General features: G+C 66.8%; 16 protein-coding genes and 2 riboswitches. Of the genes, 10 read left to right on the forward strand and 6 right to left on the reverse strand.

Annotated features, from left to right (window positions below):
- Positions 1-223: 223 nt before the first annotated feature.
- Positions 224-339: riboswitch (SAM riboswitch) on the forward strand.
- A 13-nt stretch (positions 340-352) separates the two neighbouring features.
- Genes ACLH0K_RS16645 through ACLH0K_RS16655 form a run of 3 tightly spaced genes read left to right on the forward strand, consistent with a single transcriptional unit; the run spans position 353 to position 2,247 of the window.
- Complete coding sequence (locus ACLH0K_RS16645) at positions 353-631, forward strand: DUF1737 domain-containing protein (protein WP_411374641.1); 279 nt, start codon at positions 353-355, stop codon at positions 629-631.
- Positions 628-1,038 carry a rhodanese-like domain-containing protein gene (locus ACLH0K_RS16650; RefSeq protein ID WP_411374642.1) on the forward strand — a complete coding sequence of 137 codons (411 nt, stop codon included), beginning with the start codon at positions 628-630 and terminating at the stop codon, positions 1,036-1,038. The genes ACLH0K_RS16645 and ACLH0K_RS16650 overlap by 4 nt, the downstream gene beginning before the upstream one ends.
- Positions 1,039-2,247 carry an O-succinylhomoserine sulfhydrylase gene (locus ACLH0K_RS16655; RefSeq protein ID WP_411374643.1) on the forward strand — a complete coding sequence of 403 codons (1,209 nt, stop codon included), beginning with the start codon at positions 1,039-1,041 and terminating at the stop codon, positions 2,245-2,247. It begins immediately after the preceding gene.
- Here the strand turns inward: ACLH0K_RS16655 and ACLH0K_RS16660 are convergent.
- Entirely contained in the window at positions 2,244-2,567 is a 324-nt protein-coding gene (locus ACLH0K_RS16660; RefSeq protein WP_411374644.1) for a DUF1905 domain-containing protein, read from the reverse strand. The genes ACLH0K_RS16655 and ACLH0K_RS16660 overlap by 4 nt on opposite strands.
- Before the next feature lie 169 nt (positions 2,568-2,736).
- Between ACLH0K_RS16660 and ACLH0K_RS16665 the strand changes: the two genes are divergently transcribed.
- On the forward strand, positions 2,737-4,281 hold the full coding sequence (locus ACLH0K_RS16665; protein ID WP_411374645.1) for a DUF222 domain-containing protein: 1,545 nt from the start codon (positions 2,737-2,739) through the stop codon (positions 4,279-4,281).
- A gap of 110 nt (positions 4,282-4,391) precedes the next feature.
- Here the strand turns inward: ACLH0K_RS16665 and ACLH0K_RS16670 are convergent, their stop codons facing one another.
- From ACLH0K_RS16670 to ACLH0K_RS16690, 5 genes are all read right to left on the reverse strand, one after another.
- On the reverse strand, positions 4,392-5,621 hold the full coding sequence (locus tag ACLH0K_RS16670) for a glutamate--cysteine ligase (protein ID WP_411374646.1): 1,230 nt from the start codon (positions 5,619-5,621) through the stop codon (positions 4,392-4,394).
- 67 nt (positions 5,622-5,688) lie between these two features.
- Positions 5,689-7,212, reverse strand: coding sequence for a UDP-N-acetylglucosamine 1-carboxyvinyltransferase (locus ACLH0K_RS16675; RefSeq protein WP_411374647.1), 1,524 nt, complete (start codon positions 7,210-7,212; stop codon positions 5,689-5,691).
- 293 nt (positions 7,213-7,505) lie between these two features.
- The gene (locus ACLH0K_RS16680; protein ID WP_411374648.1) at positions 7,506-8,306 is read right to left on the reverse strand and encodes an energy-coupling factor transporter transmembrane component T family protein; all 801 of its coding nucleotides are present in this window, start codon (positions 8,304-8,306) and stop codon (positions 7,506-7,508) included.
- Between the two features lie 46 nt (positions 8,307-8,352).
- Positions 8,353-9,903 carry an ABC transporter ATP-binding protein gene (locus ACLH0K_RS16685; protein WP_411374649.1) on the reverse strand — a complete coding sequence of 517 codons (1,551 nt, stop codon included), beginning with the start codon at positions 9,901-9,903 and terminating at the stop codon, positions 8,353-8,355.
- Positions 9,903-10,526 carry an ECF transporter S component gene (locus ACLH0K_RS16690; protein WP_411374650.1) on the reverse strand — a complete coding sequence of 208 codons (624 nt, stop codon included), beginning with the start codon at positions 10,524-10,526 and terminating at the stop codon, positions 9,903-9,905. Before ACLH0K_RS16690 ends, ACLH0K_RS16685 begins: the two co-directional genes overlap by 1 nt.
- A 62-nt stretch (positions 10,527-10,588) precedes the next feature.
- Positions 10,589-10,725, reverse strand: a riboswitch (TPP riboswitch).
- Positions 10,726-10,803: 78 nt separating this feature from the next.
- Here ACLH0K_RS16690 and ACLH0K_RS16695 point away from each other — a divergent pair.
- The 6 genes from ACLH0K_RS16695 to ACLH0K_RS16720 all read left to right on the forward strand — a co-directional run bounded on the left by ACLH0K_RS16695 (position 10,804) and on the right by ACLH0K_RS16720 (position 14,595).
- Complete coding sequence (locus tag ACLH0K_RS16695; RefSeq protein ID WP_411374651.1) at positions 10,804-11,355, forward strand: heme-degrading domain-containing protein; 552 nt, start codon at positions 10,804-10,806, stop codon at positions 11,353-11,355.
- Positions 11,352-11,558, forward strand: a complete 207-nt coding sequence (locus ACLH0K_RS16700) for a hypothetical protein (RefSeq protein WP_411374652.1) — start codon at positions 11,352-11,354, stop codon at positions 11,556-11,558. Before ACLH0K_RS16695 ends, ACLH0K_RS16700 begins: the two co-directional genes overlap by 4 nt.
- A gap of 121 nt (positions 11,559-11,679) precedes the next feature.
- Complete coding sequence (locus ACLH0K_RS16705) at positions 11,680-12,138, forward strand: DUF4383 domain-containing protein (protein WP_411374653.1); 459 nt, start codon at positions 11,680-11,682, stop codon at positions 12,136-12,138.
- 80 nt (positions 12,139-12,218) lie between these two features.
- The gene (locus ACLH0K_RS16710; RefSeq protein WP_411374654.1) at positions 12,219-13,271 is read left to right on the forward strand and encodes an iron-containing redox enzyme family protein; all 1,053 of its coding nucleotides are present in this window, start codon (positions 12,219-12,221) and stop codon (positions 13,269-13,271) included.
- Entirely contained in the window at positions 13,268-14,383 is a 1,116-nt protein-coding gene (locus ACLH0K_RS16715) for a glycosyltransferase (protein WP_411374655.1), read from the forward strand. Before ACLH0K_RS16710 ends, ACLH0K_RS16715 begins: the two co-directional genes overlap by 4 nt.
- Entirely contained in the window at positions 14,380-14,595 is a 216-nt protein-coding gene (locus ACLH0K_RS16720) for a CDGSH iron-sulfur domain-containing protein (RefSeq protein ID WP_138138008.1), read from the forward strand. The genes ACLH0K_RS16715 and ACLH0K_RS16720 overlap by 4 nt, the downstream gene beginning before the upstream one ends.
- Positions 14,596-14,715: the final 120 nt, after the last annotated feature.

Here is a 14,715-nt window from a genome sequence, read left to right on the forward strand (position 1 = left end):
CCCCGGGTGCTGTTCTTTGGCGACGGGGCGCTGCCCCCCAAGAACTGTATCCGGCCGCCTGGCTGCGAACGGAAAGAAAAGCCCGCCCACCTGCGGTGATACCGCCGTCGTACTTTCCCTTCCCCCTTCCGCACCACCAGCTCCGGCAGCGCATCCGCTTCAGTTACGCAACATGACGACGGCGGCGATGCGGGCATCCGTGCCAGATGTTACGTTTTTCGGGAGTAATGAGTACCGGCGCCAAGCCCTGACTGGCCGGTCGGCAACCCTCCTTCCGCGGCGGGGTGCCTCAGGTGAATACTCGGCATATCGACCGAATTCGAGCTGCAAGCGTGAGAGAAGGAGATCCGTCGTGTCTGACGCGCCTGCCCCTGAAGACAAACTGTCCTACCGCCTGATTAGTGGCCCGGACAACCGTGAGTTCTGCGAGCGAATCTCAAACGCACTCGCGGAGGGCTACGTGCTGCACGGCAGCCCGGCGGCAGCCTTCAACGGCACCAGCGTCATCGTGGCCCAGGCAGTGGTCCTGCCCGCCGCGATCGCCTCGGCGGATGCGGCAGTTGCCACCGCCGTGGATGACCTGGAAGCAGCCAACGAAGACCTCGAGTTCGACGGCGAGGGCCACGCATGAGCTACGCCGGAGACCTGACGCCGCAGGAAGCCTGGGCCAAGCTGGAGCAGGGCGCCATCCTGGTGGATGTCCGTACCGAGGGCGAGTGGGCCCACATCGGCATCCCGGACACCAAAGCCACGGACAACGATCCCCTGTTCATCCAGTGGACGTTCCCGGGCGGCATCCCCAACCCGGACTTTCTCAAGGACCTGAGCCAGCAGGCGCCGGAGGACTCAAACACGGAGCTGCTGTTTATCTGCCGCTCGGGCCAGCGCTCCATCGCCGCTGCGATCGCCGCCACGCAGGCCGGCTTCACGTCCTACAACGTCCTCGAAGGCTTCGAAGGCGAACCCGACCGCTACGGTGAACGCACCGTCAACGGCTGGAAGAACCGTGGCCTGCCTACGAACCTGGGAAGCAACTAAGTGACTTTCAATGAAGACGCCGCCGGCTGGAGCCCCGACACCCAGGCCGTCCGCGGCGGGCTGGACCGTACCAACTTCCAGGAAACCGCGGAGCCGGTCTTCCTGAACTCGGGCTTCGTCTACGAGTCCGCCGCCGCTGCGGAGCGTGCCTTCACGGGTGAGGACGAGCGCTTCGTCTACTCCCGCTACGGCAACCCCTCGGTAGCCACGTTCCAGGAGCGGCTTCGCCTGCTTGAGGGCACCGAGGCTTGCTTCGCGACGGCGTCCGGCATGTCTGCTGTCTTTACTGCTTTGGGTGCGTTGCTGGGCGCCGGTGACCGGGTAGTGGCGGCCCGTTCGCTGTTCGGCTCCTGTTTTGTCATTTTGAACGAGATCCTTCCCCGCTGGGGCGTGGAGACGGTGTTCGTGGACGGCCCGGACCTGGAGCAGTGGCGCGAGGCCCTGTCCCAGCCCACCACCGCCGTCTTCTTCGAATCGCCGTCCAACCCCATGCAGGAGATCGTGGACATCGCCGCGGTGAGCGGGCTGGCGCATGCGACCGGGGCCACCGTCGTCGTCGACAATGTCTTTGCCACTCCCCTGCTGCAGCGTTGCGGGCAGCTCGGCGCGGACGTCATTGTCTACTCCGGTACCAAGCACATCGATGGCCAGGGCCGGGTGATGGGCGGTGCCATCCTGGGCACCAAGGAGTTTATCGAGGGCCCGGTCAAGCAGCTGATGCGGCACACCGGGCCGTCCTTGTCCCCGTTCAACGCGTGGGTGCTCACGAAGGGCCTGGAAACCATGGCGCTGCGCGTCAACCACTCGTCCGCCACCGCCCTGCGCCTGGCTGAGTGGCTGGAGCAGCAGCCTGCCGTGAACTGGGTGAAGTATCCGCTGCTGAAATCCCACCCGCAGTATGAGCTGGCTGCGAAGCAGATGAAGGCCGGCGGTACGGTGCTCACGCTGGAGCTTGCCCCTTCGGGCGGACGTTCCGGCAAGGAAGCCGCGTTTGCGCTGCTGGACGGGCTGCGCATCATCGACATCTCCAACAACCTGGGGGACTCGAAGTCCCTCATCACCCACCCGGCCACCACCACGCACCGCGCGATGGGCCCGGAAGGCCGCGCCGCCATTGGCCTCAGCGATGCCGTGGTGCGCCTGTCCGTGGGGCTTGAAGATGCCGACGACCTCATCCGCGACCTCGAACAGGCGCTGAAGCAGATCTAGCTGGTTTTGTTGGGCTTTGCCTCGCTCGGATGGAGCTCCAGCTTTGCTTCGACGCTGTCCCCGGCGCTGATCCCGGCTTTATTCCGCACTGCCTTTTTCACCGGCAGCAGGTAGGAGCCGGTTTTGGCGTCGGGGAAAAGCGACGTCTGCCAGCTGTGTCCGGCTACTTCCGCCGTGACCTTTACCGATCCGAACGCTTTGCTGCTGGTGTCCTGCTCGGCGATGTCATCTGCCACATCCGGCGGCAGGGTGAGGAAGTGCCAGCCGGCCTCGCCGGGGAACAGCCACAGTTCGGCAGTGAATATGTACGACGGCGTCACGCGCCGAGTATTGCACGTCCGCCTTTTGCGGCACCAGCAGTTGGTTGAGCTTGTCGAAGCCCCGGCGTTGAGCCGTCGAAACCCGGTGGATGAGCCCGTCGAAACCCTTGATTCCCGTGCTCCCGGCATCTGACCGGGTTTTGTCGGACCCTGTTGGCATGCTTGGGGTATGGACAGCGAAGCAGCCGGGAGCAGAGCATCCCAGGGCGGGGGCGGCAGGGCGGGGGTTCTGGCTGCTGTTGCGTCGGTGGCTGGTTTCGTGGATGAGCTCGCCCGCGTTGTTGCCGGTAGCCCTGCGGGTTCTTCTGATGCCCTGGCCGCTGGTGGTGATCCGTTGCGGGTGTTCGCCGATGACTGCCTGGACGGTTTGGCGGTCCAGCGCAAGCTTGAGGCCGCCGCTGCCGCGGTGAAGGTGCTGCTGGTCGACGGGCACATCGGTGCCGTCGCCGCGATGGAGGACCCGGCGGCCGGTCCGGGATGGGCCAAGGGCCGCGAAATGGCCTCCGTGGCCGAGGTCGCCTGCGTCCTGACCATCGGTGAACGCGCCGCCAGTACCCTGATCGGTGAAGCCCAGGCCTTGACCAGTTCCTTGCCTGCAGTGTTGAACGCGTTGCAGGCCGGGGAGGTGTCATGGCAGAACACCAGGGTCCTGGTTGATGAAACCACCGGCCTGGACCCTGCCGCCACCACAGCCCTGGAACAGCACTTCCTGGACCCGGATGCGCCGGGCGCCGGACCTGGTGGCATTGCGGGGGTGCTGGCGCCGGCGAGGTTGCGGTGCAGGGTGCGCGCGTGGCGGGAACGCCACCACCCGGACCTGATTGAAAAGCGCCACGCCAGGAGTGTCGCGGACCGGCGGATGGAATACGCCCCGGACCGGGACGCGATGGCCTGGATCTCCATCTATCTGCCGGCGGACCAGGCCAACGCGGCCTGGAACCGGACCCGGGCCCTGGCCCGCGGACTGCAGGGACCCAACGAACCCCGCACCCTGCCCCAACTCATGGCAGACATCGGCGCCACAGCCCTCCTCGCCACCGGACACGCCCCCAACGCTGACGCCGGGAATGACACAACCGGCCACCGCGCTGCCTCTGCCGGCCCTCACGTGCTCGAACCCGGCACCACTCTGGCCGGGCCGCCGGTGCCGCGGGCGCAGGTGCTCGTCACCGTGCCGGTGTTCTCGCTCCTGGGCGCCACGGAGGAACCTGCGGTGCTGGACGGGCACGGCCCGATCCCGGCGTCGATGGCACGCAGACTCGTCGCCGGCGGGGCGGACTCGTTCTACCGGGTCCTGGTCGACCCTCGGGACGGGGCGCCGCTGGAAATCGGGCGCAAGAGCTACCGGGTCCCCGAAGCGATGCGCCGCTGGCTCAGGCTCCGGGACGGCACCTGCCCGTTCCCCGGCTGCAGCAACCACTCCCTCGATAACGAGGCCGACCACCTGCTGGCCTGGCACCATGGCGGAACCACCGGAATCACCAACCTCGCCCAGCCCTGCCCCAAACACCACAAACTGAAACACACCAGCACCTGGACACCCACCCCCGCCACCAAAAACGAACCACCCGGCTGGACCTCACCCGCCGGACGCCGCTACACCAGCGAACACCAGGACTGGGAACCACCCCACTGGCCACCCGACATCCTGGCTTCAAACCAAAGCATTCTGGAGGAGGCACTGGAGCGGTTCCTCCTGCCGGCAGGAAGTTGACGGGCGGGAGGCAGGTCAGGGCATGTGATGCGATAGCCATTGTTTACGGGCGACCTATTGCTTACGCGCCGTCTTATGCGCCTGCGAGGCCTCCTACGCAGGCACGAAGCTCAGGTCTGCCGGACCCGGATCAGCTCCGGGATGGCATCAACCTCGGAAAGGTCCAGCGCATCCCGCATGGTGACCTTGACGGCGTGCCGGACTACGGCGCCCAAGCCCATGTCCTCAGGCGGCGGCCCTGTCAACAGCTTGTCACGGACCCGGCGTTGTTCGGCGGCCCCAGTCCCGCGCGCAATGACGTCCTCCACGCCCTGGCGGGCAAGTGCGAGCTCCCCCTGTTCGTCCAGCACGGGAGCGAGGTAGTCCACCAGGGAATGCACCACATCAGCGGCGGGCACCGGGCGGAATGTGCCGAAGTCCAGGAGTTCACCGCTGAGCCCCTCGCTGCTCGCCTGCCACGCTGCCATCCTCAGCAGGACTGTTGACACCGGTGAAGGATCGACGCCGTCACGCCACTCCCGGCCTGCGGTCTCCACCAGGGCGCGGACCAGGAGGGCGATCAGCGCTGCGTCCTCGGCACGGAGGCACACGTCGGCAACCCGCACCTCTACCGTCGGATGGTTGCGGGAGAGACGGGCGTCGAAGTAGAGCATGCCTTCATCCAGCATCACGCCGGTGTCCAGCAGGCGGGTGACCAGGCGGCGATAGGCGGGATAGGTCCCGTAGATGCCCGCCGGCCCCGCCGTGGGCCAGCGGTTCCAGGCCTGCGTCCGGTAACTTTCGAATCCGGTCTGCAGCCCGTTCCAGAACGGAGAATTGGCGCTGAGGGCGGTCAGCACAGCCAGCTTGTCCCGAATACGGTCCAGGACTGCAACGCCTTCTTCGGGTGACTCCACATACGTGTGCACGTGGAAGCCGCAGGTCAGCTGTTCCTGCGCGGTAAGGCCAAAGCGCTCCAGCATCCTTGCATAGCGCGGATCGGGGGTTGTATGGCTGTTCAACCCCAAAGGCGAGGTGGCAAGCGCCGCCACCCGCGCGTGGTGCCTTCGCGCCGCCTGGTCGGCCAGCATCCGTCCCGCCCTGATCTGGGCAAGGAGGGGACCGTACTCAAGGCAGGGCCGGGTCTGCGTCTCAATCTGCTCAAGCTTCAGCTCGGCGCTCAGGCCCATTTCGTCGTCGTCGTAGAACGTCTTGTCTTCGGTTTCGAACGCGTGCGGATCCTGCGGGCCGTCGCCGGCCGCGCCCCGCCGGTTGGACAGCAGCGCGTCGGCCAGGGCAAGGGGTTCACCCGTTTCCGGGTGAACAATCAGCAGCTCTTCCTCCACGCCGAAAGTACGCATACTCACATTCTGCGCCAGCCCACGGGCATATGAAGATACCCCGGCCTTCATGACGAACCGTGAAAGGTCAGTCCTGGAAGTACTCCACCTTGGCGCCGATGGTGTTCAAGCGCTCGGCCAGGTCCTCGTATCCGCGCTCGATGACATAGATGTTCCGGAGCTCAGACACGCCGCGGGCCGCCAGCATTGCCAGCAGCAGGCAGGCCGCCGGGCGCAGCGCCGGCGGGCAGCCCACTTCAGCCGCGCGCCACTTGGTGGGTCCATTGACGTAGATGCGGTGCGGATCCAGCAGCTGGACCTGCGCCCCCAGCCGGTTCAGCTCGGTCAGGTAGATGGCCCGGTTCTCGTAAACCCAGTCATGGATCATGGTCTGGCCGGTGGCGTTTGCAGCGATGACAGCGAAAAACGGCAGGTTGTCGATGTTCAGGCCCGGAAACGGCATGGGATGGATCTTGTCCTCGGGCGCCCGCAGTTCGGAAGGTTTGGTGGTGACGTCCACCAGCCGCGTCCGGCCGTTGCGCGCCATGTATTCCCCGGAAATCTCCAGTTCCTGGCCCATCTGTTCCAAGGTGGCCAGTTCAATTTCCATGAACTCAATGGGAACCCGCCGGACAGTGACCTCGGAGTTGGTCACGATTCCTGCAGTGATGAGGCTCATCGCCTCAATGGGGTCCTCGGACGGAAAGTACTCGATATCGGCATCGATGTGCGGCCGGCCGGTGATTTTCAGGGTGGTGGTCCCCACGCCCTCGATGGTCACACCCAGCATCTCAAGGTAGAAGCAGAGGTCCTGGACCATGTAGTTGGGGCTGGCGTTCCGGATGATGGTGGTTCCCTCACGGTGAGCCGCCGCCATGATGGCATTCTCGGTGACAGTGTCCCCGCGCTCGGTGAGGACAAATGAGCGGTCGAGCGCGTCAGCCGCCGGCGCCTGCACGGTGTAGAAACCGGCGGTTGCCTCCACAGACAGCCCGAACTGGCGGAGGGCCTGCATGTGCGGCTCAACCGTGCGGGTGCCAAGGTCGCAGCCTCCGGCATAGGGCAGCCGGTATTCCTCGGACTCGTCCAAAAGCGGACCCAGCAGCATGATCACGCTCCGGGTACGCCGGGCGGCTTCAACGTCCATCCCCTCCAGGTCCAGGACGGCCGGGCGCTGCAGCCTGAGATCGGTATCGTTGAGCCAGGTGCACTCGACGCCGATGCTGGCCAGCACCTCGACGATCCGGTTGACCTCTTCGATGCGCGCCAGGCGGCGCAACACCGTGGTGCCGCGGTTGATCAGGCTGGCACACAGCAGCGCCACACCGGCGTTTTTGCTGCTGTTCACGTCCACGGATCCGGACAGGGTGCGCCCGCCCTCAACGCGCAGATGCGTCATCTGCGGCTTGCCTACGTTGACGATGCTGCGGTCAAAGATGGCTTCCAGGCGCTGGATCATCTTCAGGCTCAGGTTTTGCTTCCCCTGCTCCATCCGGGCAACAGCACTTTGGCTGGTCCCCAGCTCTGCGGCGAGCTGGCCCTGGGTCCAGCCCTTCTCATTACGGGCGTCCCGGAGCATTGCGGCGACGTGCTCAGTCGTTTCCAGCGTCATGCAGGAAATATATCATAAATGAGTTAAGGCGTTGGCAGGAGGCGTCGCAGTGCGCCGCCAGGAGGGCGTTTACCCGGTACATGCGATAGAAAACACCCTGACTGGCAGTTCTTGTCCAGCCGTCGGGTCCGCGGGAGACGGGAATGGAACCTTGGTGAACAGCAGTAATGGAACCACCACGCGTTCAGGGCTAGCAGCGCCTGCTCAAGCGCACCGCTCACCGGTGGCGGCAAAGTTGTCCTGACCCAGTTCGTCGCCAACGGCTTCGACTACAACCACCCGTGCATGTAGGGTCAGCTCCCCAGCCACACCATGTTCCATGTGCCTGCAGTTACGGCTGCTGCCATCGCCAGGCCCGCGACGAGCAGGCCGCCCGCCAGCACCCAGGCATCCAGTGACGTGAAGGTCGAGGCGCGGGCCCAGGTCCGGGCTCCGCCGCCGAACCCGCGGGCCTCCATGGTGACGGCGAGCCTGGAGGCGCGGCGGATCGCCTGCACCAGCAGGCCGAAGCTCTGCCCCAGAATGGCCTTCACTCGCTGGACAACACTGCCGCGCGAGCCGACACCACGGGCCCTGCGCGCCATGCCGATGGTCTGCCATTCCTCTGCCATGAGCCCCACCAGACGCATCGCGGCCAGCGTTCCCAGCACAAACCGGTGCGGCAGCCGCGCCTTTTGTGCCAGCGCGTCCGCCAGGTCCGTAGGATCGGTGCAGCTCATCAGCAGCACCGCCGGCAGCGCAATGGCCAGCCCGCGGAGCATGAACCCGGCGCCCATCTCCAGCGAGCCCTCGCTCATGGTCCAGATGCCGACGTCGATCAGCGTCCTGCCGCTGTCCGGCGCCAGGATGGAGGTGCTCCAGCCGCCAACCGCGGCGGCGAGGATCAGCGGCCACCCCCGCTGCCACAGCAGCGTGAGCGTGAGGCCCGCCAGCGGAAACAGCAGGAACTCAAAGACCAGCGCCACGGACGCGGACACCCAGTCGATGGACAGTGCCAGCACCACGGTGATGAGTACGACGGCGGTGAGCTTGCTCAGCGGATTGGCGCGGCTCAGGAGGGCGTGGTTGCCCTGCAGGTTCAGTTCCTGCCTCAAAAGGCTGCCTTTCTCACAGTGGCCACCGTTTTCACTGCGGGCTTTTTCACAGAGCCACCTTCTCGCGTGCGGACAGTTTGAGCTCGGCCCCGCCTAGGGCTGCACTGAATTCCGCGTCATGCGTCACGGACACCACGGCGGTGCCGGCATCCAGCAGCTCGGACAGGAAGGACGCCAGCTCGGCCCATGTGTTGGCATCCTGGCCGAACGTTGGCTCGTCCAGGACCAGGACCTGCGGGCTGGCCGCCAGGACGGTGGCCACCGAAAGGCGCCGCTTCTCCCCGCCGGAGAGCGTGTAGGGGTTGGCGTCTACCAGGGAGGTAAGCCGCAGGCGCTCCAGCAGTTCGTCGACCCGCTCCCCTCCGTGGCCCAGGTGGCGCGGCCCGAACATTAACTCGTCAAGCACCCTCCCGGTAACGAACTGGTGCTCAGGCTCCTGGAACACAGTGCCTACCCGTTCGATCAGCTGCTCGGCTTTCCACTTGTAGGGGTCGATCCCGGCGCCACGGCTCAGGACGGTGGTGGCGGACACCTTCCCTGCAACGGGCTGGAGCAGCCCCGCGATGGTCAGTGCAAAAGTGGACTTCCCGGCGCCGTTGGGCCCGGTGATGGCAAGCGCCTGCCCCGCCCGGACCTGGGCAGTGATGTCCTCCTGCACCGGGACGGGCGGAATCTTCCGGAAGCCGCTGCGGCGCGGACGGCTGCGGGACACGGCAAGTTTCTCGGCCGCGAGCAGCAGGTTCCCTGTCCCGGCAGCCTGTTCGGCCGCACGGGGTCGGGTGGCCGGCACATGGCCCGGCACCCACACGCCTGCCCTTACCAGCATGGCGCGGGCCTCGGTGAGCACCTTGTCCGGCGGACCGTCCAAAAGGACGGCGGGATCGGCGGCGGATCCGGGCTGCAGGACCACGATCCTGTCCACCAGGTCCTTCCACACGGCCACCCGGTGCTCCACCACCACCAGCGTGGCCCCGGTCTTGTCCAGGCACCGCGCCACGGCATCCCGGATTTCCAGCACGCCTGCGGGGTCAAGGTTGGCGGTGGGCTCATCCAGCAGGATCAGCCCCGGCCGCATCGCCAGGATCCCCGCGAGCGCGAGGCGCTGCTTCTGGCCGCCTGACAGGGCCGACGTCGGATGGTCCAGCGGCAGGTGGGAAAGCCCGACGTCGGCAAGCGACTCGTGCACGCGGGTCCAGATAGCGTCCCTGGGCACGGCGAGGTTTTCGGCACCGAAGGCGACGTCGTCCCCCAGCCGGGACAGGACCACCTGCGTCTCAGGGTCCTGCTGCATCAGCCCGGCACGGCCCCGCTGCTCACGTGGGGACCCGCCGTCGACCAGCAGTGAACCGGACTCGTCGGAGTCGCCTGCTTCGCCGTCGTCGTTCACGTCACCAAGCACCCCCGCCAGGGCATGCAGCAGCGTGGACTTGCCGGCACCGGACGGGCCAAGCAGGAGCACGCGCTCCCCCGGCCTGATGTCCAGGTCCAGGCCATGGATCGCGGGCTTGGCCCGGCCGGCGTGGCGCCAGCCCCAGCCGCGCGCCGTGACTGCCGCCGGCCGCACGCCCGTGCCCGCGGCGCGGGTAGGAGCAGGCATCAGGAGAAGACGGGCTCTGTCGCTGCCTTGCGGGAAGCGAAGGAGCTCAGGACACCAGTCCGTGCCAGCCCGCGGGTGGCTACCCAGGACAGGGCGCCGGCGATGATGGCTCCGGAGATCGCGGTGAAGATGATGTAAACAAGCTTGTCACCGGCTGCGTAGGCGATGTTCCAGCCCCACGGCGCGAAGGAGTCGTTCAGGCCGCAGAACAGGCCCGCGGCGGCGCCGGCCAGCAGCGACACCGGCAGGTTGAACTTCCTGTACACGAAGATGGCGAAGATGATCTCGGCGCCCAGGCCCTGGACGAAGCCGGAGAACAGCACGGACGCGCCGTACTGCGAGCCCATCAGCAGCTCGCCGGTGGCCGCCACCGTCTCGCAGAACAGCGCCGCGCCGGGCTTGCGGATGATCAGCATGCCCAGCACCGCCGGGATCATCCAGCCGCCGGCGATCAGGCCGGTCAGCGGCGGGTAGACGGCGTTCATCGGCCCGGACACGGCGGCCGCGCCATGCGACCAGGCCCAGAAAATAACCCCGCCGGCGACGGCGATCAGGGCCGCCACCACGATGTCCACGACGCGCCAGGACTTGCTGGTGGTCTTCTTGGTTGCTGCAGTGCTCATAAAAAATCCTCCTGGGAAACAGGAGGGGAAAGCGCGGCAACGGCACTCTTGCCGCTGCCAAACACTTCGAGAACTCGACTCCCTTGCGCCGGTACTAACCGGATCAGGTTCGAGGGTCTGCGGCTGTCCGCACTCTCAGCGCCCACCTGCGGTACCTGGCCCGGCCAGTCCCGACGGCGGCGCTCCCCTGTCGTTAAGTGATGCTTGGTAGGTAATGCATTGATTGCCCTTCCGGGCGTGGTCCAGTTTACACCTGGGGAGGGGTAGATTGTGGGCCATGACCGCCAATCCGCCGCATGTGACTGACTTCGATCCGGACTCCGATGCCGTTCAGCCGGAGGGGTCCCTGGAAGCCCTCATTGGCCGCATTGAGGGCGAAATCCGGGAACTGCAGTTCCCCGGCTTCTCCCTCGACGATGCACTGAACCTTGGACTGCTCCTGGTGGAACTGGGGAAGGAGCGCGCGCTGCCCATCGCCATAGACATCACCAAGGGCGCACAGGTGCTGTTCCATGTGGCCCTTCCCGGGGCCACCCCGGACAACGAACACTGGATCCGTGCCAAGCAACGGACAGCCGCCCGGTATGAGGTGCCCTCCCTGCTCGTGGGGCTGCGCGGCCGGCTGCGCGGCGGGCGGATCGAGGACAATGCATGGTTTGACCAGTCCCGCTACGCCGCGCACGGCGGGTCCTTCCCCGTCTACGTCACGGGGGTGGGAGCCGTGGCCACTGTGACCGTTTCCGGGCTGCCGCAGGTGCAGGACCACAACCTGGTGGCGGAGGCGATGCGCGAGGTGCTGCGCACAACAGGTGCTGACGGTGCGCCATGAGCGGCGGGCTGGCCGAGAACGCCGTCCGGGCGGCGCTGGACAAGGCCGAGGACGAGATGATCTTCATCGGCCCGGACCACCCCTACTATCCCCTGCTCGCCGAACTGGTCTCCGCCGTCGGAAAGGCCTGGCAGCAGGGTTATGAGCAGGGCCGCCTGGGTGGACAGCATCCCAACCCGTACACCTGGAGCGGCAGGCAATAGCGGGTATTGTGTTACGCAAGCGGCGGCGCCCCCGGCGCCCCGTACCGGAACAACGGCTGCTTAGCTTTTATTAGTAACCATGCTTACCATGTTGTTCCAGAGCGTACGAGGAGTTTAGGACATGGCCGTCAGCACCCGCCCACCGGGCGTCCGCACTGCCCTGCAGTGGTCCGCCCTGGCCTCGGGTGCCGTGTTCCTGCTTGCGGGCATCCTCGGGTTTGTTCCCGGAGCCACGAGCAATCTGGATGCCCTGGCTGCCGCCGGTCCCGGTTCCAAAGCCCTGCTGCTGGGCGTCTTCCAGGTGTCCGTGCTGCACAACGTGGTGCACCTGCTTTTCGGAGCGGCCGGCGTTGTGATGGCACGGACCCACCGGCTGGCACGGAACTTCCTCATCTACGGCGGCGTCATTTACCTGGTCCTGTGGCTTTACGGCCTGCTGATTGGGGACGAAACCCCGGCCAATTTCATCCCCGAGAACTACGCGGACAACCTGCTGCACCTTGTCCTCGGCCTGGCCATGATCGCACTGGCCATCCTCCTGTCCCCACGCACCACCGCTGCCGGCGGCCGGAGGCACTGACCCGGTTTGTCCAATTCTTTCCACTGCCGCCAGCGCAGACGGCACCGCACCGCATCCCGCCTGAGAACAAGGAGCACACCATGCACATCCCGGAACCCCGAGGGCCCATCAGCAGCGCCCTGTTCGAGCTCCTGGCGGGCGAACCCGGCAATGCCGGCGACTCCCTTGCCCGGCTGCACCGGTTGGTCACCACCCGGCTGTCCGGGATCCATGACATCATTGGCGACGACGACGCCCAGCTGGCCCTGTTCTGCCTCTACGAGCTCCACTACTCCGGGCTCGACGGCGTCCAGGACGAGTGGGAATGGGAGCCCGGGCTGATCCAGGCCCGGCAGTTGCTCGAGAAGCCGTTCGAGGCCGCCTTGCGGACAGCCGCGAAAGAGGCCGTGGGCGACGTGGACCTGCCCGCGGATGGACTCACCAGCGACGCGGTGGCTGACGTACTATTCGGCCTGGCCGGAAGGGACACCGGCCCCAGCGTCTCGCGGTATGTGGCCAAAAAGGCCAGCCTGGAACAGCTCAAGGAGTTCCTGATCCACAAGTCCGTCTACCAGCTGAAGGAAGCGGACCCCCACACCTGGGCCATCCCGCGGCTTGCCGGACGCGCAAAAGCCGCACTGGTGGAAATCCAGGCTGACGAATACGGCGGCGGCCGCCCGGACCGGATGCACAGCGCCCTCTTCGCGCAGACCATGCGGGGACTGGGCCTGGACGACCAGTACGGTGCCTACGTCAACGCCGTCCCTGCCGTATCCCTTGCCTCCGTGAACCTGATGTCCCTGTGCGGGCTGAACCGGCGGCTCCGCGGGGCCATCACCGGCCACCTGGCCATTTACGAAATGACGTCCTCCCAGCCGAACCGCTTCTACGGTAACGGCTTCCGCAGGCACGGCTTTGACGCCGCGGTCACCCACTACTTCGATGAGCATGTGGAAGCAGACGCCGTCCACGAACAGATCGCCGGACGCGACCTCGCCGGCGGCCTGGTGGAAGCCGAACCGGCGCTGCTCGATGACGTCCTGTTCGGTGCCACCGCCGTGATGGCCATCGACGCCCGGCTTTCCGCCCACCTGCTTGATTCGTGGGAGAACGGCCGGTCCTCGCTCAGGTCTGCAGTGCCTGCCGCCGCATGACGTCGCCGGTCATTGAGGCATCCGGCACGCTGGGCGCCTCGGCTAAGGAGCCGGGCCTGCTGCAGGCGGAGTACATCCTGCCGCTGCGGTGGACGGATGACGCCGGGCTGCCTGAACTGGCGGCCTACCTGCAACGCCTCTCCGCATGGATCCCTGTGACCGTGGTTGACGGGTCCGCCCCGGAGCTGTTTGCGCGCCACCGGGAGGAGTTCCCGCCGCAGATCCGCCACCTCCGGCCGGCCGATCCCGCCGGCACCGCCGGGCAGCCCGGCAACGGAAAGGTCGCCGGGGTCTTGACGGGCGTCCGCGCCGCCCGGGCGGAACTGCTGGTGATCGCCGACGACGACGTCCGCTACACGCGCGGGTCCCTCGCCGCCGTCGTGGGCCACCTGGGCACGGCGGACGTGGTACGCCCGCAGAACTACTTCGACCCGCTGCCCTGGCATGCCGCGTGGGACACGTCCCGCACGCTGATCAACCGGGCCTGGTCCGCGGATTTTCCCGGCACCCTGGGGGTGCGCCGGAGCGCCCTGCTGGCGACAGACGGCTATGAACCGGTCCTGTTCGAAAACCTCGAGCTGATCCGGACCGTCAAAGCCGCCGGCGGACGGGAACGTGTGGTGCCGGACCTGTTTGTTGCCCGCCGGCCGCCAGAGGCCCGTCACTTTCTTAAGCAACGCGTCCGGCAGGCCTACGACGACTTCGCCCAACCCCGCCGCCTCGCCGCGGAGCTCGCGTTGCTGCCCGCCGCCGTCGGGTCCTCCTTCCTCCCGGCCAGGGCACGCGGCCGGGTCCTCCTTGGCCTGGCACTCGCCGCGACTGCCGCGGCGGAGGCCGGACGCCGCCGTCATGGCGGGACCGCAGTCTTTCCGGTCCGCGCCGTGTGGTTCGCACCGCTGTGGACGGCCGAACGCGCCCTCTGCATTTGGGGCGCCCTCGGGTTCCGGCTGGCGGGAGGAGTGCCTTACGCGGGTTCCCGGCTGAAAACGGCGGCCAACCCGGATACGGAGCTCCGACGCCGGCACCAGGGCAAGCTGCGGCGTTTCCGGCAGGAGGAGGCGGCTGCGCAACAGGACGGCACATCAACAGCAGCTATGAAGGAGCAGCCATGAACCAGGACCAGCCCGAGAGCTCCATTGTGGTCTGCCCCGACGGGCCGCTGATCGTGCGGGGCGACTTCGAGATCGTCACACCGTCGGGCGATCCCGTGCCGCGTGAACGGAAGACCGTGGCCTTGTGCCGGTGCGGCGCATCAGCCATCAAGCCGTACTGCGACGGGACGCACAAGATGATCAAGTTCCGGACCGAACCACCCGCCTCCTGATCTTCCTTCTAACCCCGCGGCCTTCATGGTCCGCGCTGCACTGGTTGACACGCCTTCGCACCACTACAAGGATAGTCAGAATGCGTTTTCTCACTGTCCTGACCTGAGGAGGGCGTGCGC

It is taken from the genome of Arthrobacter sp. MPF02 (assembly GCF_046605375.1).
GTDB lineage: Bacteria > Actinomycetota > Actinomycetes > Actinomycetales > Micrococcaceae > Arthrobacter.